Origin of the sequence: Curtobacterium phyllosphaerae, from assembly GCF_049341865.1 — a bacterium.
Classification (GTDB): domain Bacteria; phylum Actinomycetota; class Actinomycetes; order Actinomycetales; family Microbacteriaceae; genus Curtobacterium; species Curtobacterium phyllosphaerae.
The window spans coordinates 193,629-213,838 of the sequence record NZ_JBMPIU010000003.1 but is presented as its reverse complement, the minus strand read 5'-3'; the positions used below and the strand labels follow the sequence as shown (position 1 = coordinate 213,838).

Annotated in this window: 15 protein-coding genes and 1 pseudogene; all 16 read right to left on the bottom strand. The window is 70.8% G+C overall.

Annotated features, from left to right (window positions below; genetic code table 11):
• Positions 1 to 56 precede the first annotated feature (56 nt).
• Positions 57 to 3,527: a DNA polymerase III subunit alpha gene (gene dnaE, locus ACO0E0_RS06655; protein ID WP_422870890.1), complete on the bottom strand. Its 3,471-nt coding sequence runs from the start codon at positions 3,525 to 3,527 to the stop codon at positions 57 to 59.
• A 131-nt stretch (positions 3,528 to 3,658) separates the two neighbouring features.
• Positions 3,659 to 4,582 carry an RluA family pseudouridine synthase gene (locus ACO0E0_RS06650; protein ID WP_422870619.1) on the bottom strand — a complete coding sequence of 308 codons (924 nt, stop codon included), beginning with the start codon at positions 4,580 to 4,582 and terminating at the stop codon, positions 3,659 to 3,661.
• Between the two features lie 12 nt (positions 4,583 to 4,594).
• Positions 4,595 to 5,299, bottom strand: coding sequence for a signal peptidase II (lspA, locus tag ACO0E0_RS06645; protein ID WP_422870618.1), 705 nt, complete (start codon positions 5,297 to 5,299; stop codon positions 4,595 to 4,597).
• 2 nt (positions 5,300 to 5,301) lie between these two features.
• On the bottom strand, positions 5,302 to 6,021 hold the full coding sequence (locus tag ACO0E0_RS06640; protein WP_422870617.1) for a DivIVA domain-containing protein: 720 nt from the start codon (positions 6,019 to 6,021) through the stop codon (positions 5,302 to 5,304).
• A 238-nt stretch (positions 6,022 to 6,259) separates the two neighbouring features.
• Positions 6,260 to 6,547, bottom strand: a complete 288-nt coding sequence (locus tag ACO0E0_RS06635) for a YggT family protein (protein WP_422870616.1) — start codon at positions 6,545 to 6,547, stop codon at positions 6,260 to 6,262.
• A gap of 103 nt (positions 6,548 to 6,650) precedes the next feature.
• On the bottom strand, positions 6,651 to 7,199 hold the full coding sequence (locus ACO0E0_RS06630) for a cell division protein SepF (RefSeq protein ID WP_422870615.1): 549 nt from the start codon (positions 7,197 to 7,199) through the stop codon (positions 6,651 to 6,653).
• 46 nt (positions 7,200 to 7,245) lie between these two features.
• Positions 7,246 to 7,965, bottom strand: a complete 720-nt coding sequence (locus ACO0E0_RS06625; RefSeq protein ID WP_422870614.1) for a YggS family pyridoxal phosphate-dependent enzyme — start codon at positions 7,963 to 7,965, stop codon at positions 7,246 to 7,248.
• Positions 7,966 to 7,967: 2 nt separating this feature from the next.
• Positions 7,968 to 9,122, bottom strand: coding sequence for a cell division protein FtsZ (ftsZ, locus tag ACO0E0_RS06620; protein ID WP_422870613.1), 1,155 nt, complete (start codon positions 9,120 to 9,122; stop codon positions 7,968 to 7,970).
• 168 nt (positions 9,123 to 9,290) lie between these two features.
• A complete protein-coding gene (locus ACO0E0_RS06615) occupies positions 9,291 to 10,574 on the bottom strand; it encodes a cell division protein FtsQ/DivIB (protein ID WP_422870612.1) in 1,284 nt (427 codons plus the stop codon).
• Positions 10,575 to 10,696: 122 nt separating this feature from the next.
• Positions 10,697 to 12,127: pseudogene (gene murC / locus ACO0E0_RS06610) on the bottom strand (UDP-N-acetylmuramate--L-alanine ligase); the annotation flags it as partial.
• Positions 12,124 to 13,236, bottom strand: coding sequence for an undecaprenyldiphospho-muramoylpentapeptide beta-N-acetylglucosaminyltransferase (murG, locus tag ACO0E0_RS06605; protein WP_422870611.1), 1,113 nt, complete (start codon positions 13,234 to 13,236; stop codon positions 12,124 to 12,126). The gene murG and the pseudogene murC, both read right to left, overlap by 4 nt.
• Complete coding sequence (gene ftsW / locus ACO0E0_RS06600; RefSeq protein ID WP_422870610.1) at positions 13,233 to 14,552, bottom strand: putative lipid II flippase FtsW; 1,320 nt, start codon at positions 14,550 to 14,552, stop codon at positions 13,233 to 13,235. The genes murG and ftsW overlap by 4 nt, the downstream gene beginning before the upstream one ends.
• Positions 14,500 to 16,077, bottom strand: coding sequence for a UDP-N-acetylmuramoyl-L-alanine--D-glutamate ligase (gene murD, locus ACO0E0_RS06595; protein ID WP_422870609.1), 1,578 nt, complete (start codon positions 16,075 to 16,077; stop codon positions 14,500 to 14,502). Before murD ends, ftsW begins: the two co-directional genes overlap by 53 nt.
• Positions 16,070 to 17,176, bottom strand: a complete 1,107-nt coding sequence (gene mraY, locus ACO0E0_RS06590; RefSeq protein WP_422870608.1) for a phospho-N-acetylmuramoyl-pentapeptide-transferase — start codon at positions 17,174 to 17,176, stop codon at positions 16,070 to 16,072. Before mraY ends, murD begins: the two co-directional genes overlap by 8 nt.
• Complete coding sequence (locus ACO0E0_RS06585) at positions 17,173 to 18,639, bottom strand: UDP-N-acetylmuramoyl-tripeptide--D-alanyl-D-alanine ligase (protein ID WP_422870607.1); 1,467 nt, start codon at positions 18,637 to 18,639, stop codon at positions 17,173 to 17,175. Before ACO0E0_RS06585 ends, mraY begins: the two co-directional genes overlap by 4 nt.
• On the bottom strand, positions 18,636 to 20,201 hold the full coding sequence (locus tag ACO0E0_RS06580) for a Mur ligase family protein (protein ID WP_422870606.1): 1,566 nt from the start codon (positions 20,199 to 20,201) through the stop codon (positions 18,636 to 18,638). The genes ACO0E0_RS06585 and ACO0E0_RS06580 overlap by 4 nt, the downstream gene beginning before the upstream one ends.
• Positions 20,202 to 20,210 lie beyond the last annotated feature (9 nt).

Here is a 20,210-nt window from a genome sequence, read left to right as displayed (position 1 = left end):
CTACCGACGCGGCGCTGCGCGCCGGACGCGCACCGGGCCTCCAGGCCGTGGCCCGGTCACACGAGGCAGGACGGCCCGAGCAGGCTCTTGAGCTCGCCGAACAGGTCGGGCGTGAGGTTGACCGGGAACGGGATCTCGAACGTCCGCGCGAAGTCGTCCTTGAGCAGCCGGAGCCGGACCTCGGTCTCGCCCCGGTGTCGCCCGAGCACTGCGGCGAGCTCCGTCACGGTGTCCGTCGTCGCACGGCGTTCCGGCAGCGTCAGGGTCAGCGGCCCGGAGCCCATGACGTCGCCCACGTTCGGCGAGAACATGCTCACCGCGTGCAGCGCCTTGCCGTCGTCGCGCACGTTGACGCGCCCTCGGAGCACGACGATGGAGTCCTGCACGAGGCTCGGCCCGAACTCCTGGTACGTCTTGCCGAGGAACATGACGCCGATCTCGCCGGCGAAGTCCTCGATCTGCACGATGCCGTACGGGTTGCCGGAGTTCTTGGCGACCCGGTGCTGCACGCTCGTCAGGAGACCGGCGACCGTGACGGTCTCGCCCTCGATGGAGTCGTCGGACGCGATGAGGTCCGTGATGCTGATCGACATGTGCTTCGCGAGCTCGATCTCGAGTCCGGCGAGCGGGTGGTCCGACACGTAGAGCCCGAGCATGTCGCGTTCGAACGCGAGCTTGTCGCGCTTGGACCACTCCGGTCGCTCCGGCACCTGCGAGACGGGTGCGGCGTCCTGGACGTCGTCGAACAGACTGTCGAAGTCGAACCCGACGTTGCCGTGCGCCTCGTCGCGCTTGACCTTCACCGCGGCCTCGACGGCGCCCTCGTGGATCTCGACCAGCGCCCGCCGGGAGTCCCCGGTGGAGTCGAACGCGCCGGCCTTGATGAGCGACTCGACGGTCCGCTTGTTCGCCGCGGTGATCGGGATCTTGCGGAGGAAGTCGTGGAAGCTGTCGAACGCGCCCTTGGTCGTCCGGGCCTCGACGATCGCGTCGACGACGTTGAAGCCGACGTTCCGGATCGCCCCCATGCCGAAGCGGATGTCCTCGCCGACGGCGGCGAAGTACCCGATCGACTCGTTGACGTCCGGCGGCATCACGCGGATGCCCATCCGCCGGCACTCGTTGAGGTAGAGCGCGAGCTTGTCGCGGGCGTCACCGACGCTCGTGAGCAGCGCCGCCATGTACTCCGCCGGGTAGTGCGCCTTGAGGTAGGCGGTCCAGTAGGACACGACGCCGTACGCCGCCGAGTGCGCCTTGTTGAAGGCGTAGTCGGAGAACGGCAGCAGGATGTCCCACACGGTCTTGATCGCCGCGTCGGAGTACCCGTTGTCCTTCATGCCCTGCTGGAAGCCGGCGTACTGCTTGTCGAGCTCGGACTTCTTCTTCTTGCCCATCGCGCGACGGAGGATGTCCGCCTGACCGAGCGAGAAGCCGGCGAGCTTCTGCGCGATCGCCATCACCTGCTCCTGGTAGATGATCAGACCGTAGGTGCCGCCGAGGATCTCCGCGAGCGGCTCTTCGAGCTCGGGGTGGATCGGTACGACGTCCTGCTCGCCGTTCTTCCGCAGGGCGTAGTTCGTGTGCGAGTTCGCCCCCATGGGGCCCGGACGGTAGAGCGCGATGAGCGCCGAGATGTCCTCGAAGTTGTCCGGGCGCATGAGCCGGAGCAGACCGCGCATCGGCCCGCCGTCGAGCTGGAACACGCCGAGGGTGTCGCCGCGGCCGAGCAGGGCGTACGCATCGGGGTCGTCGAGTTCGAGCGACTCGAGGTCGAGGTCGGTACCGCGGTTCGTCTTGATGTTCTCGATCGCGTCACTGATGATCGTGAGGTTCCGGAGCCCCAGGAAGTCCATCTTGATCAACCCGAGCGACTCCGCTGCCGGGTAGTCGAACTGCGTGACGATCTGGCCGTCCTGCTCCCGCTTCATGATCGGGATGATGTCGATGAGCGGGTCGCTCGACATGATGACGCCGGCCGCGTGCACGCCCCACTGGCGCTTCAGCCCCTCGAGGCCGAGCGCCGTGTCGAAGACGGTCTTGGCCTCGGGGTCGGACTCGACGACGGCGCGGACATCCGTGGCCTCCTTGTAGCGGGGGTGGTCGCGGTCGAAGATCCCGGTGAGCGGGATGTCCTTGCCCATCACGGGCGGCGGCATCGCCTTCGTGAGCTTCTCGCCCATGCCGAACGGGAACCCGAGCACGCGGCTGGAGTCCTTGAGCGCCTGCTTCGCCTTGATCGTGCCGTACGTGACGATCTGGGCGACGCGCTCCGACCCGTACTTCTCGGTGACGTACTTGATCGCCTCGCCGCGGCGCCGGTCGTCGAAGTCGACGTCGAAGTCGGGCATCGAGACGCGGTCCGGGTTGAGGAACCGCTCGAAGATGAGGCCGTGCTGCAGCGGGTCGAGGTCGGTGATGCGCATCGCGTACGCAGCCATCGACCCGGCACCCGAACCACGGCCCGGCCCGACGCGGATGCCGTTGTCCTTCGACCAGTTGATGAAGTCGGCGACCACGAGGAAGTACCCCGGGAACCCCATCTGGCTGATGATGCCGGTCTCGTAGTCGGCACGCTCGCGCACCGCGGTCGGGATGCCGTTCGGGTACCGGTAGTGCAGGCCCGCCTCGACCTCCTTGACGAACCAGGACTCCTCGTTCTCGCCCTCGGGCACGGGGAACCGCGGCATGTAGTTCGCCGCGGTGTTGAACTGCACGTCGCACCGCTCGGCGATCGCCAGGGTGTTGTCGCAGGCGTCGGGGTGGTCGCGGAAGAGGTGCCGCATCTGCTGCGGGGTCTTCAGGTAGAACTCGTCGGCGTCGAACTTGAAGCGGTTCGGGTCGTTCAGCGTCGAACCGGACTGCACGCAGAGCAGGGCGGCGTGGCTCGTGGCGTCGCCGGCGTGCGTGTAGTGCAGGTCGTTCGTCGCGACCATCGGGAGCCCGAGGTCCTTGGCGAGCCGGATGAGGTCGGACATGATCCGACGCTCGATCCCGAGCCCGTGGTCCATGATCTCGCAGAAGTAGTTCTCGGCACCGAAGATGTCCCGGAAGTCCGCCGCGGCCTTGATCGCCTCGTCGTACTGGCCGAGCCGGAGGCGCGTCTGGACCTCGCCGGAGGGGCACCCGGTCGTCGCGATGAGGCCCGTGCTGTACTCGGACAGGATCTCGCGGTCCATCCGGGGCTTGAAGTAGTAGCCCTCGATCGACGCCCGCGAGGACAGCCGGAACAGGTTGTGCATGCCCTCGGTCGTCTCGGCGAGCAGGGTCATGTGCGTGTACGAACCGGCCCCGGAGACGTCGTCCCCGCCGCCGTCGCCCCACTTGACGCGGGTCTTGTCGCTCCGGTGCGTGCCCGGCGTGATGTACGCCTCGGTCCCGATGATCGGCTTGATGCCGGCAGCGGTCGCGGTCTTCCAGAAGTCGAACGCGCCGAACATGTTGCCGTGGTCGGTCACCGCGACGGCCGGCATGCCCTGCGCGGCGGTCTCCTCGACGAGCTGTCCGATCCTGGCCGCACCGTCGAGCATCGAGTACTCGCTGTGCACGTGCAGGTGGACGAAGGAGTCGGAATCCGCCACGGAGCCTCCGTTGATCATGCTGCTGGCCGAGGGTCAGCGCCGGTGTCCGACCAGCCTAACGGGAGCCCACCGACACCACGTCACGCGGCGCGCACGAGCTCCAGCGCGTGCTCCAGGTCCGCCGGGTAGGACGCTTCGAAGGCCACCCAGTCACCGGTCCGCGGGTGCGCGAAGCCGAGCCGGACGGCGTCGAGCCACTGGCGTGTCAGCCCGAGCTCGGCGGTGAGCGTCGGGTCGGCGCCGTACATCGTGTCGCCGACGCAGGGGTGCCGCGTGGCAGCCATGTGCACCCGGATCTGGTGCGTCCTGCCGGTCTCCAGGTGGACCTCGAGGAGGGTCGCCGCGCGGAAGGCCTCGAGCGTGGCGTAGTGCGTCACGCTCGGCTTGCCCTCGGCCGTGACCGCGAACTTCCAGTCGCTCGACGGGTGGCGGCCGATCGGCGCGTCGATCGTGCCCGAGGTCGGATCCGGGTGCCCCTGGACGAGCGCGTGGTAGACCTTCTCGACGGAGCGCTCCTTGAACGCGCGCTTGAGGTGCGTGTAGGCGAGTTCGGTCTTCGCGACGACCATGAGCCCGCTCGTTCCGGCGTCGAGCCGGTGCACGATGCCCGCGCGTTCGGCTGCCCCGGAGGTCGCGATGGTGAACCCGGCCGCGGCGAGGCCACCGGGGACGGTGGGGCCGTCCCACCCCGGCGACGGGTGCGCGGCGACGCCGACGGGCTTGTCGACGACGACGATGTCCTCGTCGTCGTACACGATGGCCATGCCGGGGACCTCCACCGGCACGATGCGCGGAGGTTCCTTCGGGGACCACTCGACCTCGAGCCACGCGTCGGCGTGCAGGCGGTCGGACTTGTCGACGACCGAGCCGTCGACCCGGACCCCGCCGGCGGCGACGACGTCCGCGGCGAACGAACGGCTGAAGCCGAGCAGCTTCGCGATCGCCGCGTCGACGCGCTCGCCCGCGAGGCCGTCCGGGACCGGCAGGCTCCGCGACTCAGCCATGGGGCGTACCGCTCACGTCGCGTCGTGCCCGGACGACGACCGGGAAGCACGGGCCGCGTCGTCCGCGTCCGCGTCCGCGTCGGCCGGGCGCGCGGTGCCGGACGCACCCGCCTCGGGGACCGCAGCGGTCGCGGCGGCGGCGCCGTGGCCCTCCAGGTCGGCCAGCTCGGCCCGCTTGCGCTTCGAGACGGCGCGGGTGCCGTCGAGGTTGACCCCCATGATCGTCAGGACGACGAAGATCGCCATGCTGATGCAGATGAACGAGTCGGCGATGTTGTAGATCGCCGGCATCATCCACGGCGTGTAGATGAAGTCCACGACCTGCCCACGGCCGAACGCCGGTGGCCGGATGAGGCGGTCGGTGAGGTTGCCGAGCGCTCCGCCGAGCAGCATGCCGAAGAGGACGGCCCACCACAGCGACTTGATCCGTCGGGCCATCACGACGATGGCGACGACCACCGCTGCGGCGATGACCGAGAAGATCCACGTCTGCCCGGTCGCGAACGAGAAGGCCGCACCTGGGTTCGTGACGTAGTGCAGTTGGAGCACACGACCGAGGACGTCGACGGTCTGCCCGTACGTGAGGTGCGCGACCACGAGCGCCTTGACACCCTGGTCGAGCGCGTACACGCAGACAGCGGCGAAGGCCAGTGCCGCGATCGCGCGGGCACTGACCTTCGTCGGTCCGGCTGAGCCGGAATGGTTCTCCGTGGTCAACGTCAGTTGGAGCCGAAGCCCTGCGCCGACGCCGGCTGGAAGCCGTTGCTCTGGCCGCCCTGGGCGCCCGGCTGCTCGGACCCACCAGCGTCGAGCTCGCTGAGCTGACCCTGGATGTAGCTCTTGAGCTGCGAGCGGTAGTCGCGCTCGAAGGTGCGGAGCTCCTCGATGCGGCCTTCGAGCGTGGTGCGCTCCTGCTCGAGCACGCCGACGCGCTGACGCTGCTGCGCTTCGGCTTCCTGCTGGATCTGACGCTGCTTCGCCTCGGCCTCCGAGACGAGACGCGCGGCCGTGGCGTGACCCTCGGCGATGAGTGCGTCGCGCTTCTCGGCGCCTTCGCGGACGTGCTCCTCGTGGAGACGACGCGCGAGCTGCAGGAGGTTCGACGTGCCTTCGGTGTCCGAGTCCGGGTCCACCGCCGACGCTGCCGGGGCGACGACCGGCGCAGCCACGGGGGTGGGCTCCGGAGCGGCGGCCACCGGGGTCGGCTCGGGGACGGCTTCGGGCTCGGGAGCCGCGGCCGGTGCAGCCGCGGCGGCGGGCTGCGGGTTCGACTCCGCGGTCGCGAGGCGCTGACGCAGTTCCTCGTTCTCCTGGCCGAGACGGCGGAGCTCGACGACGACCTCGTCGAGGAAGTCGTCCACCTCGTCCTGGTCGTAGCCCTCACGGAACTTCGTCGGCTGGAACCGCTTGTTGACTACGTCTTCCGGCGTCAAAGCCATTGCCGTCACCTCAATAGAACTGCTGATCGTGTGGAACCGAACGGTCGTGTCGAATGTATCAGTGTCGATGCATCGGACGCGTCTTCGGTGCGGGTGCACGCCGTCGACGTGCACCGTGGTCCCGACAACCGTACACCGGAGTCGTCCGGGACTCACACACCGGCGACCGCGGCGTGGCGAAGTCGACCGCGGCGTGGCGAAGTCGACCGTGGAGATGTCGGGCGGTGGCGGATCCGACTCAGCGGATGGCGCCGAGGATGCTCATCACGATGATGACGACGAGCATGACGATGCTCCATCCGAAGTCGAGCGCGACGACACCCATCCGGAGCGGCGGCAGCACCCGTCGGACGGCCCGGATCGGCGGGTCGGTGACCGCGAAGACGAACTCGGCTCCGACGAGCACCGCACCCGTCGGGCGCCACCGCTGGTTGAAGTTCCGGACCAGGTCGAGCACGAACCGGGCCCACATCACGAAGAAGTAGAGCAGGACCAGGTAGTAGAGGATCGAGACAACGGCGGACATCGGGCTGATCAACTCGCTCGTTCAGGGGCGGGCAGCGGACCGGTGGATCCCGATCCGATCGGATCGATGACCACCTGCCCGGACAGGACTCGGGAGCGGGTCCTCAGGACTGGGCGAAGAAGGACGCCTCGATGTCGGACTCTACCTCAGCGGGCTCACCGCTCACCGCGATGTGCGCCGGCGACAGCAGGAACACCTTGTTGGTGACGCGCTCGATCTTGCCGTACAGCCCGAGGGACAGTCCGCTCGCGAAGTCGATCATGCGACGTGCGTCGCCCTCGGTCATCTGCGAGAGGTTGATGATGACCGGGACGCCGTCTCGGAAGCTCTCGGCGATGGTCTGCGCGTCCTTGTACTCGCGGGGGTGGACGGTGAGGATCTCGTTCATTTCCTGGACCGGGGTCGCCTTCTGTGCGTGGTTGCGGCGGAGCGGGGTGACCTGCGCGCGCTGCTGGGTCGGAGCCGCGACGGGCGCGACGGGTGCCGGAGCGGCGGCCGGGGCTGCCTGTGCCGCCGGAGCGGCGGCCGGGGTCTGGTGGTGCGGCTCGTTCTGCGGAGCGCGCGTGTGCGTCTGCTCGTCCTGCTCGTCGTACTCGAGGTCCTCGTCGGCGAGGCCCAGGTAGACCATCGTCTTGCGCAGCGGATTGGCCATGGTCGTTCCTCCGGTGGATCGGTACTCGTGGATGCCCACTGCGAGGCTAACGAGCAGGGGGCCGGTTTCCCGTGATTGCGGTGCCGATGCGGAGGTGTGTCGCACCTTCGGCGACGGCCTCGGCGTGGTCGCCGCTCATCCCCGCCGAGATGTCCGTGGCGTCCGGCGCGATCGTCCGGACACGCTCGGAGACCGCCCGCAGTCGGGCGAACGCGGCGCGGGGGTCCTCGCCGAGCGGCGCCACGGCCATCACGCCGCGGAGCCGGATCGTGCCGGTGGCCAGGACGCGCTCCACGAGTGCCTCGACGTCGTCGGGCTGCACGCCGCCCCGGGACGGGTCCGCGGAGAGGGCGACCTGGACGAAGCCGTCGATCATGACCGGGTCCGGGTCGGCCTCGGTCGGGGCGAACGCATCCACCACCGACGCCCGGTCGAGCGATTGCACGACCTGCGCGTACCGACGGACCTGACGGGCCTTCTTGCTCTGCAGCTGTCCGATGAAGTGCCAGGTGAGCCCGAGGTCGTCGAGCTCGGCGGCCTTCGCCTCGGCCTCCTGGTGGCGGTTCTCCCCCACGTCGGTGACCCCGAGCGCCGCGAGCTCGCGAACGAGCGCCGCGGGCTGGAACTTCGTCACGACGACGAGGGTGAGTTCGTCCGGATCCCGCCCCGCGGCCCGCGCGGCGTCGGCGATGCCGTGCCTGACGGACGCGAGTCGCGCCTCCAGTCCGGGGTCGACCTGGAGGCCCTCGCGCGCGTCCGACGCCACCGTTACTTCAGGAAGTCGGGGACGTCGAGCTCGTCGTCGTCGTCGTCGAACGCCGGGTCAGCGGCGCGCTGCGCCGGCGGCTGGTGCTCCTGCGACGCCCACGACGAGGTCGAGGAGTCCTCGATCGAACCGGTCGACGACGACGCGGCGGACGAGCCGCCGTCCGGGTCGACGTAGCTGGCGCGGCGGTCCTTCTGCGGTGTCGTCGGCTCGCCGCCGTCGAAGCCGGCGGCGATGACGGTGACACGGACCTCGTCGCCGAGCGTGTCGTCGATCACCGCACCGAAGATGATGTTCGCCTCCGGGTGGACGGCCTCCTGGACGAGGCGTGCGGCGTCGTTGATCTCGAAGATGCCGAGGTTCGACCCGCCCTGGATCGACAGCAGCACGCCGTGCGCGCCATCGATCGAGGCCTCGAGCAGCGGCGACGCGACGGCGAGCTCGGCGGCCTTGATGGCCCGGTCGGCGCCGCGGGACGACCCGATCCCCATCAGTGCCGAACCGGCGCCCTGCATGACGCTCTTGACATCGGCGAAGTCGAGGTTGATGAGACCAGGGGTGGTGATCAGGTCGGTGATCCCCTGGACGCCGGCGAGGAGCACCTGGTCGGCGGTGGCGAAGGCCTCGACCATGGAGATGCCGCGGTCGCTGATCTCGAGCAGCCGGTCGTTCGGGACGACGATGAGCGTGTCGACCTCGTCCTTGAGGGTCGCGACGCCGTTCTCGGCCTGGGACTGGCGGCGCTTGCCCTCGAACCCGAAGGGCTTCGTGACGACGCCGATGGTGAGCGCGCCGATCGACTTGGCGATGCGTGCGACGACCGGTGCACCGCCGGTCCCGGTGCCGCCGCCCTCACCCGCCGTGACGAAGACCATGTCGGCACCGGCGAGGGCCTCCTCGATCTCCTCGGCGTGGTCCTCGGCGGCACGGCGGCCGACCTCGGGGTCCGCACCGGCACCGAGGCCGCGGGTGATCTCGCGGCCGACGTCGAGCTTGACGTCGGCGTCGCTCAGGAGGAGCGCCTGGGCGTCGGTGTTGATCGCGATGAACTCCACGCCGCGGAGTCCCAGCTCGATCATGCGGTTGACGGCGTTGACGCCGCCACCGCCGACGCCGACCACCTTGATGACGGCGAGGTAGTTGTGGTTCGTGGTCACGTTGGCTGGCCTCCGGTGGAACCCTGAACCTCTAGTTGAAGTTCACGGTTTTTGCTGGTATGTGGGGTGCTGTCCTCGACGGTACGGGGGTCGACGGTGCGCTGGACACCCGCCACGCCGCGTGTCGCGGATGCCGCCCGCGAATTGCGACACCCTGGCCCGCGGACGTCAGCCCTTGGTCCGGACGATCCCGTTGTCGGGTGCCGAGACGTCGTACTCGACGGCCGTTCCCGGGTCGCGGGCCTCGTGGTCCTTGACGAGCGCGGTGAGCAGCGCGGCCTTCGCCGCCGAGTCGTCCGGGCTCCCCCACACGACCTCGGCACCGGAGGCCAGGGTCAGGGTCACGTCGTCGGAGGTCGTCGCCGTGACCCCGGTGACCGTCGACCGGATCGTCGACGGCAGCGCGAGCACGACGTCCGTCATCGTCCGGTACGCCGCCCCGCCGATCTGCGACGGCTGCACGTCGGCCACGGGCATCCCGTCCGGCTTGTTCGGGTCGGACTCGACGATGATGCCGGCGGGGTCGACGAGGTCGAACCCGGAACCGGTCTTGACCGCGACGATCGGCTCCCGCTCGGTCACGGTGATGACGAGCGTGTGCGGCGGCGCCTCGCTCGTGACGTAGCTCTCGATGAGGGGGAAGCCGGCGAGCTCCCGCTTGATCCGCCCGAAGTCGACCCGGGCGAGGGGCGTGCCGAGCTGGCCGTCCACCGCGGCGAGCACCTGCGACCGGTCGACTCGGCTCGTGCCCTTGACCTCGATCGTCGTCATCGCCATCAGCGGCGAGTACACCGCGACGACGACGGACAGCACGAGGACCAGCAGGACCGATCCGGTCGTGACCCACACGGCCCGACGATGACGACTGCGGCGCGTGAACCGCCGCACCTCCTGGCGTTCGACGACACGCCGGCGCTTCCGTGCCGCGCGGGCCTCGCGCGCGGTCTCCGCGGCGCGGACGCCAGCCCCGGCGGGTCGGGCGTGCTCGTCGTCGCGGACGCCGCGGTCGTCGTCGTCGCCGCGGTTGCTGGGGTCGCCGTTGTCCAGCAGGCCCGTCCTGGTCCGCGGCGCCGGCGCGTCCGGGTCGACGTAGTCCTCGTCCGGGCTCAGCTCGCGGAGCCGACCGCGGACCGAGGTCAGGCCGGCTCCGAGCCGGCGGCCCGCGACGCCGGCCAGCCGGGAGGCGCGTCCGGCGTCCGTCCCGTCGGTGCCGGACGGCGCCGAGCCGGCCCGGGTGGCCCGGTCGCTCCCGGCGGATGCGTCGTCGGCGGACACGTCGGCGGCGGACACGTTCGGCTGGGTGGTCCGCGCCGCGCCGGGACCGCCCGACGCCGGACGCCTGCGTGCGGCGTGTTCGTCGGTGCGAGTGCGCCCGTCGGCGCGGGTGCGCTCGTCGGCTCGGGTGCGCTCGTCGGCACCGCCGCGCTCGTCGAACCCCTCTGGTCGCCTCACCGGAGCGGTGCCCCGGCTTCGGTGCCGTCGGCGGTGCTGCCGTGGGACGGGCTCCCGTCGGACGTGGTGCCGTGGGACGGGCTCCCGTCGGACGTGGTGCCGTCGGACGGGCTCCCGTCGGCCAGGGCGGCGAGCACCTGCGGGATGATCCGGTAGACGTCGCCGCAGCTCAGCGTCATGACCAGATCGCCGGGCCGCGCGAGCTCGGCCGCCCGTGCCGCAGCCTCCGCCCAGTCCGGCAGGTAGTCGACCCGGGACTGGTCCACGAACCGCTCCTGCACCATCGCCCCGGTCACGCCGGGCTCCGGGTCCTCCCGTGCGCCGTAGACGTCGAGGACGACCGTGTGGTCGGCCAGCTGCTCGTAGACGTTCGCGAAGTCGGCCGCCATCAGCCGCGTGCGCGAGTACAGGTGCGGCTGGTGGATGGCGATGAGCCGACGGTCGCCGAGGACCGTCCGGGCGGCGCGCAGCGCGGCGGCGACCTCGGTGGGGTGGTGCGCGTAGTCGTCGTAGACGCTGACGCCGCGCTCGACCCCGTGCAGCTCGAACCGACGCTCCGTGCCACCGAACGCCTCGAGCCCCCGGACGGCGTCCTGCGGCTCGATCCCGAGTCCGACGAGCACGGCGAAGGCACCGGCGGCGTTCACCGCGTTGTGGCGCCCCGGCACCCGGAGCGCGAGGTGGTGGGTCTCCCCTCCGAACACGATGTCCGCCTCCACCCCGGCCGACTCCTCGATCGCGACGATCCGGACGTCGGCGTCGGACGCCTCGCCGAAGGTGACGATCGTCGGGCTCGTCGGGCTCGTCGGGCTCGTCGGGCTCGCTGCCGAGGCCGCAGCCGCGCGGAGGCCCTCGGTGACGCGCCGGGCGCCCGCGTCGTCGCTCGAGATCACGACCCGCTCGGAGGCCCTGGCGGTGAAGTCGACGAACGCGTCCATGAACGCCTGCTCGCTGCCGTAGTGGTCGAGGTGGTCCGCGTCGACGTTCGTGACCAGGGCGATCGCGGTGTCGTACAGCAGGAACGAGCCGTCCGACTCGTCGGCCTCCACCACGAACGTCTCGCTCGAGCCGCTGCCGGAGCTCACCCCGAGTGACTGGATGACCCCGCCGTTGACGAAGTTCGGGCTGAGGCCCAGCTCCACGAGCGCGGTGACGATCATGCCGGTCGAGGTCGTCTTGCCATGAGCACCGGCGACCGAGACCAGACGGCGTCCGGCGATGAGGGCGGCGAGGGCCTGCGACCGGTGCAGAACTGGGATCCCGCGCCGCCGTGCCTCGAGCAGCTCCGGGTTGTCCGACCAGAGCGCACTCGTCACGACGATCGTGTCGGCGTCCCCGACGTTCGCGGCGTCGTGCCCGATGCGGATCTCCGCACCGAGTTCCCGGAGCCGACCAGTCGTCGCCGACTCGCGCGAGTCCGAGCCGGTGACGCGGCGGCCGTCGTTCAGGAACATCCGCGCGATGCCGCTCATGCCGGAGCCGCCGATGCCGACGAAGTGCAGCGTGCCGAGCTCGGCGGGGACCGGCTGGGTGAGGTCGGGCTTGATGGTCATGGTCGCTCCTGGTCTGTCGCGTGCGCGCTGCGGTGGACGCCTGCCTGCGCGTCGAGCACCAGGTCCGTCATCCGGTCGGCGCCGTCGCGGTGGCCGACACTGCCGGCCCTGACCGCCATGTCCGCGATGCGCGCGCGGTCCTGCAGGATGCCGAGGAGCTCGAACGTGACCCAGTCGGGCACGAAGTCCGCGTCCGCCACGAGCACCGCCCCGCCGGCGTCGACGACGTCCTGCGCGTTGTGCCGCTGCTCGCCGTTGCCGACAGGATACGGCACCAGGACGCTCGGCAGCCCGACGGCGGTGAGCTCGCAGACCATGCCCGCGCCGGAGCGGGACACGACGAAGTCCGATGCGGCGTACGCGAGGTCCATCCGGTCGACGTACCGGAGCACCGAGTACCCGTCGAGCGTGCTGTCCGCGATCTCGGACTTCGCGCCGACGACGTGCAGGACCTGCCACCCGGCACCGACGATGGTCGCCGCGGAACGGTGCACGGTCTCGTTGATCCGCCGCGCGCCCGAGGACCCGCCGGTGACGAGCAGCACCGGACGATCGGCGGCGAGGCCGAACGCGGCGAGTCCCTCGGCACGCGACGCACGCCGGTCGAGCCGCTCGATCTCACGACGAAGCGGCATCCCGACGAGCCGGGCGTGCGGGAGTCGTGTGTTCGAGAACGTCGTGCCGACGTGCCGCGTGAAGACCGCGGCGAGCCGGTTCGCGAGACCGGCCCTGGCGTTCGCCTCGTGCACGGCGATCGGCGTCCGTGTCCGGCGCGCGGCGAGGTACGCGGGAGCGGCGGCGTACCCGCCCACGCCCATCACGACGTCGACGCCGCGCTCGCGGATGATCCGCTCGACGCTGGTGACCGCTCCGCGGAACGCACCGGGGAACCGCAGGGCCGCGGCACTCGGGCGACGCGGGAACGGCAGACGTGGGATGGTCACGAGCTCGTACCCGCGCATCGGGACCAGGCGGGACTCCAGGCCCTCCGCCGTGCCGAGCACCAGGACCTCGGCGTCCGGCTCGCGCTCCCGCAACCGGTCGGCGACGGCGAGCAGCGGGTTCACGTGTCCCGCGGTGCCGCCGCCGGCGAAGAGGTATCGGCTCACCGGGATCCCTGCCGGGTCCGGGACGCGCGCTGGGCCGCGGCAGCCGCCGACCGTTGCGCGGCGGCGTCGTGGAACCCGTCCGTGGTCACCGCGACCGGGGGCGCCGGTGCTTCGCGGGCGAACGACAGCACGACACCGATCGCGACGAGGGTCATGATGAGCGCCGACCCGCCCGCGGATATCAGTGGCAACGGGACGCCGAGCACCGGCAGCAGACCGAGGACCACGGCGATGTTCATGAACGCCTGTCCGATGATCCAGGCGAGCACCCCGCCCGTGACGGTGCGCACGAACGGGTCGCGGCTCGACCGGATGACCTTGATGAACCCGATCGCGAGGACCACGAACAGCGCCAGCACGACGATCGCGCCGATGAGCCCGAGCTCCTCGCCGATGATCGCGAAGATGTAGTCGTTGTCGGCCTCGGGGAGCCAGGACCACTTGGCCTTGGAGTTCCCGAGCCCGACACCGAACACCCCGCCGGAGGAGAGTGCCCACATGCCGTGGGTCGGCTGCCAGCAGAGGTCCTGGTACTGGTTCGCGTTCGTGCAGCCGGAGAGCCACGCACTGATGCGGCTCGACCGGGAGCCCCGTGAGAGCGTGACGATCGGCAGGACGACCGCGAGCGCGAGGAGCCCGACGCCCAGGTGTCGCAGCCGTGCGCCGCCGACGAACAGCGCCCCGAAGACGAGGATCATCATCACCATCGACGTGCCCTGGTCACCGCCGAGCAGCACCAGTCCGATCGACAGCACGCTCGCGACGCCGATCGGGACGAACACCTCGCGCCAGTCGTCGAGCTTGTCGCGCTTGGCGTAGATGATCGCCCCGATGCCGAGCACGAGCGCGAGCTTCAGGATCTCGGACGGCTGCGCCGTGAACGAGCCGACGCGGATCCAGTTCCGGTTCCCCTGGATCGAGTAGCCGAGCGGCGTCAGCACCACGAGCGCCTGCACGAACAGGCCGATGATGACGATCCGCATCGCCCACTTGCGCCAGAACCGCACTGGGAGCCTCGATGCGATGAGCATCAGCGGGACGCCGATGACCGCGTACAGGCCCTGCCGCGTGAACGCGCCGAAGAAGTCGTGCGTCGCGGCGTACTGCTCGACGCTCGACGACGACAGCACCATCACGACGCCGAACACGACGAGGAACAGGGTCACCCCGAGGATCGTGTAGAACGCCCCGGTCTCGGCGACGAACAGCTGCTTGACGGCCACGACCGCGCCGCGTCCGGAGCGGTGCCCGGACGCGGCGTGCTCAGGCGTGCTCGTCGCGGTCCCCCGGCGGAGGCTCGTCGGCGGATTCGCCATCGGCGCTCCCCTCCAGGTGATCGGTGTTCAACAGGTCGCGGACCGCGTCCGCGAAGCGTCGCCCCCGGTCGCCGTAGGACTCGAACTGGTCGAAGGACGCCGCCGCCGGGGCGAGGAGGACCGTGTCACCGGGTCGAGCGACACCGGCGGCATGCCGGACCGCCTCGGGCATGACCTGATCAGTGTCGGTCGTCGACACCTCGCGCACGATGACATCGGGCGCGTGTCGCGCGAATGACTCGAGCACGGCCGACCGGTCCGCGCCGATGACCACGACCCCCCGCACCGCCGGTCCGAACCGCGCGACGAGACCGTCGACGTCGACGCCCTTGAACAGCCCGCCGACGATCCAGACGACACCGTCGAAGGCGGACAGCGACGCGGTCGCGGCGTGCGGGTTCGTCGCCTTGGAGTCGTCGATCCAGGTGACGCCACCCGCCGCCGCGACGAACTCGGTCCGGTGGTGGTCCGGCGAGAACCCGCGCACCGCATCCCGGATCGCGACGGGCTCGACACCGCCGGCACGGGCGAGTGCGGCGGCCGCGAGCACGTTCATGACCATGTGCGGGGACGTCAGCCCAGCGGCGTCGAGGTCCGCGTGCGTCGCGAGTTCGAGGGCGGCGTTGCGGCGGTCGTCGAGGAACGCGCGGTCGCAGAGGACCTCCTCGACCACGCCGAGGTCGCCGGGTGCCGGGATGCCGGGGGTGAACCCGACCGCGCGACACCCCTCGAGCACGTCCGCGTCCTCGACCATGGTCCGCGTCGCCGCGTCGGTGACGTTGTACACGCAGGCGATGACGGTGTTGGCGTAGACCTTGGCCTTCGCAGCGCGGTACGCCTCGGCCGAGCCGTGCCACTCCAGGTGGTCGTCGGCGAGGTTCAGGCACGTCGACGCGAGCGGCACGAGGGCGCCGGGTCCGGTCGTCGGGAGGGCGTGCAGCTGGTGGCTCGAGAGCTCGACGACGAGGACGTCCCACCCGTCCGGGTCGCGCACCACGTCGAGCACCGGCACCCCGATGTTGCCGCACGCGACGGCACGCATCCCGCCCGACGCGTACATCGCGGTCGTGAGCTGCGTCGTGGTGGTCTTGCCGTTCGTCCCGGTGACGAGCACCCACGGCGCCACGCCGGGCGTCGTCCCCGGGGCGGCCGCACGAATGACCTTGTCGCGGACCCGCCACGCGAGTTCGACGTCGCCCCAGACGGTGCTGTGCTCCGCACTCCAGACCACGCTGGCGTTCGACGGCGGGAGCCCGGGCGACGCGACCACGAGGTCCGGCGCGAACGCGGCGAGTCGATCCGGCACCGTCGTCAGGGACGTCTGCGCGAACGCGGCGCCGATGACGTGCAGGAGTTCGACCCGGTCCTCCGGGGCGTCCTCGGAGAGCACGAGCACGTCGCTGCCGAGCTCGACGAGGGTGTCGGCGACCGAGAACCCCGTCGACCCGAGCCCGAGCACCGCGACGCGGAGGTGCTTCCAGCCGTCGGCGTACCAGGACGTCAGCCCGTCGAGACGGTCAGGCATTGGCTCGCGTGATCCACTCGAGGTAGAACACCCCCACGCCGGCCGCGACGCAGAGTCCCGCGATGATCCAGAAACGGACGACGACGGTGACCTCGGCCCAGCCCTTCAGCTCGAAGTGGTGGTGCAGCGGACTCATCAGGAAGATCCGCTTGCCGTGCGTGATCTTGAAGTACGCGCGCTGCAGGATGACCGAGCCGGTGACGATGAAGAACAGTCCGCCGATGAGGATCAGCAGCAGCTCGGTGCGGCTGAGGATCGCGAGCGCGGCGAGTGCCCCGCCGAGTCCGAGGGAGCCCGTGTCGCCGAGGAAGATCTGCGCCGGCGACGTGTTGTACCAGAGGAACCCGATGAGCCCACCGCAGATCGACGCGGCGACCACGGCGAGGTCGAGCGGGGTCGTCACGGTGTAGCAGGCGTGGACGACGCTGTCGTCGAGCCGGGGACCACCGCACTCCTGGTTCGACTGCCAGAACCCGATGAAGATGTACGAGCCGATCGCGAGGATGCTCGTGCCCGTCGCGAGTCCGTCCAGGCCGTCCGCGACGTTGACGCCGTTCGACGTCGACACGGTCAGGAGCACGGTCCACGCGAGGTACAGCACCGTGCCGACGACCGTGCCGAGCGCCATGAAGTTCAACCAGTCGATGTCCCGCACGGCCGAGATCATCTTGGACGCCGGGTACTCACCGTTCACGCTCGGCACCACGAGGGCGACGGTCGCGAAGATGACACCGACGATGACCTGGCCGAGGACCTTGGCCCACCCGCCCAACCCGAGACTGCGCTGCCGTCGGACCTTGAGGAAGTCGTCGAGGAACCCGACGAACCCGAGCCCGACCATCATGAAGAGCACGAGCATGCCGGAGAGGGTGACGTGGTCGCGTCCGACGAGGTGCCCGACGAAGTACCCGATCACCGTGCCGATGATCAGCACGATCCCGCCCATCGTCGCGGTGCCCCGCTTGGTGTGGTGCGACTGCGGTCCGTCGTCGCGGATGAACTGCCCCCACCCGAGCCGGTGGAACAGGCGGATGAACAGCGGCGTGAGCAGGAGTGTGAACGCCAGCGACACGGCACCGGCGATGAGCAGGGCGATCATGCGGGAACACCTCCCAGGCGGTCGCCGAGGTGTCGGAGGCCGGCGGACTTCGAGGACTTCACGAGCACGACGTCGCCGGGGCGGACCATCTGCTCGACGACACGGACGGCGTCGTCGGCGTCCTCGACGTAGACCGACTCGCCGTCCCACGACCCCTCGAGGGAGGCGGCCTGGTGGATGGGCAGCGCGCCGCGGCCGACGACGATGAGCTGTCCGATGCCGAGGCGGACCACGAGGCGGCCGATGCGGTCGTGCTCCTCGACGGAGTACTCGCCGAGTTCCGCCATCTCGCCGAGCACCGCGACGGTCCGCTCCCCGGGGCGGACGACCTGCGCGAGCGTGCGGAGCGCGGCGGCCATCGAGTCCGGACTCGCGTTGTACGCGTCGTTCACGACGGTCACGCCCTCCGGCCCGCCCTGGAGGAGCTCCATCCGCCAGCGTTCGGCTCGCGTCATCGAGGCGAGCGCCCGGGCACCGTCGGCGAGCGGCACGCCCCATGCGGCGGCGACGACGAGCGCGGCGGTGGCGTTCATGGCGTGGTGCTCGCCGAGGATCGCGAGCTGGACGGTCTGCGTGTCGCTCGCCGACGACGCGACGTCGGCCGCGCCTCCCGTCCGGCCCGCCGCAGGCGCGTGCGTCAGCACGAACCGCGTGCCGGTCCGGTCGGTCTCCAGGTCCGTGATCCGGTACTCGGCCGACGCGTCCGTGCCGAAGGTGACGACCTTCGCCGCGGTGATGTCCGCCATCGCCATCACGCGGTCGTCGTCGGCGTTGAGGACCGCCGTCGCCGTGCCGGGCAGGTCGGTGACCATCTCGGACTTCGCCCGCTGGGTCATCTCGATGCCCCCGAACTCGCCGGCGTGCGCGAGCCCGACCTTGAGGACGACCCCGACGTCCGGCTCGGCGATCCGGACGAGCTTCGCGATCTCGCCCATGCCGCTCGCACCCATCTCGACGACGAGGAAGCGGGAGTCGTCGGTGAGCCGCAGCATCGAGATCGGGGCGCCGACGTGGTTGTTGAACGAGCCCTCCGGGGCGACCGTCTCGCCGACGGTCGACAGGATCGTGCGGAGCATGTTCTTCGTGCTCGTCTTGCCGTTCGAGCCGGTGATGCCGACCGTGCGGAGCGGCCCCTCCGGGCGGTCCGCGGTCGCCGTGCGGACGCGCGCGACGACTTCGTGGGCGAGCGCGGCGAGGGCGCGGTAGCCGTCCTCCACGACGATCTGCGCGGCCGCCGTCTCGACCCGTTCCTGCGTGACCACGAGCGCCGCGCCGGCAGCGACGGCGTCCGGGACGAACCGGTGCCCGTCGGTCTCGGCACCGACGAGGGCGAAGAACACGCTGTCATCGCCGACCAGTCGCGAATCGGTCTCCACCGAACCGGCGACGACCGTCCCGGGTGCCCCCGTCACGAGCCGGCCGGAGACGGCGGCGGCGATCTCGGCCAGCGTCAGGGCGATCACCGGGGCGCCTCGGACGGGGTCCAGCCGGCTTCCCGGAGTGCCGCACGCGCCTCGGCGCGCGCCGAGTACTCGGTACGGACGCCCTCGATGTCGCGGTAGTCCTGGTGTCCGGGGCCCGCCCAGAGGATCGAGTCGCCCTCGCCGGCCAGTTCGACGGCCTTGCGGATCGCGGCCTCCGGCGGGGTGACCTCGTACAGCTCGTGGTCCGGGTACGCCTCGCGCGCAGCGTCGACGAGTGTCTTGCGGATGCTCGCGGCGTCCTCGAACCGGGGGTGGTGGTCGGTGACGACGAGGACGTCGCTGCCCGCGGCGGCCACACGCGCCATGTCCCCGCGCTTCGTCGTGTCGCGGTCGCCGTCCGCCCCGAACAGCATGATGACCCGGCCGGGCGTGAACTGCCGCACGGCGGCGAGGGTGTTGAGGAACGCGTCCGGACTGTGCCCGAAGTCGACGTAGACGCTCGGGCCGTCGTCGCCGGAGACACGCTCGGTCCGTCCCGGCAGGTAGGCGTCGATGCCGCCGTCGAGTGCCTGCTCGATCGCGCCGAGCTCGAACCCGCCCTCGACGAGCATGACGATCGCGAGCGCGGCGTTCGCGGCCATGTGCCAGCCGATCAGCGGCACACGGGTCGTCAGGTGACGGCCCTCGGGACCCTCGAGCCGGAACTCGGTGTGGGCGGCGTGCGCCTCGGTGATCCGGACGTGCCAGTCGGCCTCGACGTCGTCGTGCACGGTGATGGTGGTGACCGGGATGCGGGAGTCGTCGACGACGCGCTGCCCCCAGGACGAGTCGAGCGAGACGACGCCCCGGCGCCCGCGCTCCGGCTGGAACAGCGGGAGCTTCGCCTGGTAGTACTCCTCCATGTCGGCGTAGTCGTCGAGGTGGTCGTGGCTCAGGTTCGTGAACGCCACCACGTCGAAGACGATGCCGTCGACCCGGTGCCGGCTGAGCGCCTGCGCACTGACCTCCACCGCGACGGCACGGACCCCGGCCTCGCGCATCCGGGCGAGGAGCGCGTGCATCTCGCTCGCCTCGGGCGTGGTGAGCCGGCTCGTCACGCTGAGCGACCCGATGTGACGCTCCGCCGTCGAGCTGAGACCCGTGACGAGCCCGAGCTGCTGGAGGATCGCCTCGAGGAGGTACGCGGTGCTGGTCTTGCCGTTCGTGCCGGTGACCGCGAAGAGCTGCGGGAGGTCGTCCGCGTCCTCGTCCGTGCGGTACACCCACGCCGAGACCTCGCCGAGCGCCGCACGGGGGTCGTCGACGACGAGCACCGGGAGCCCGCTCGGCACGGCGAGGTCGAGGCCGTCGGCGTCGGTCATCACCGCGACCGCGCCGCGCTCGGCCGCCTCGGACGCGAACTCCGCGCCGTGCCGGTTCGCACCGTGCACGCCGACGAAGACGTCACCCGGCTGCACCTCGGCCGCCGTCAGGGTGACGCCCGTCACGTCGACGCCGTCGACCGAGCCGGCGACACGCAGCCCGAACGCGTTGACGAGTTCGGCGAGCGGCCGGGGTGCCGGGTGTTCCGGGCGGAGGACCGGGGGGATCCGAGCGGACAAGTGCTCCTT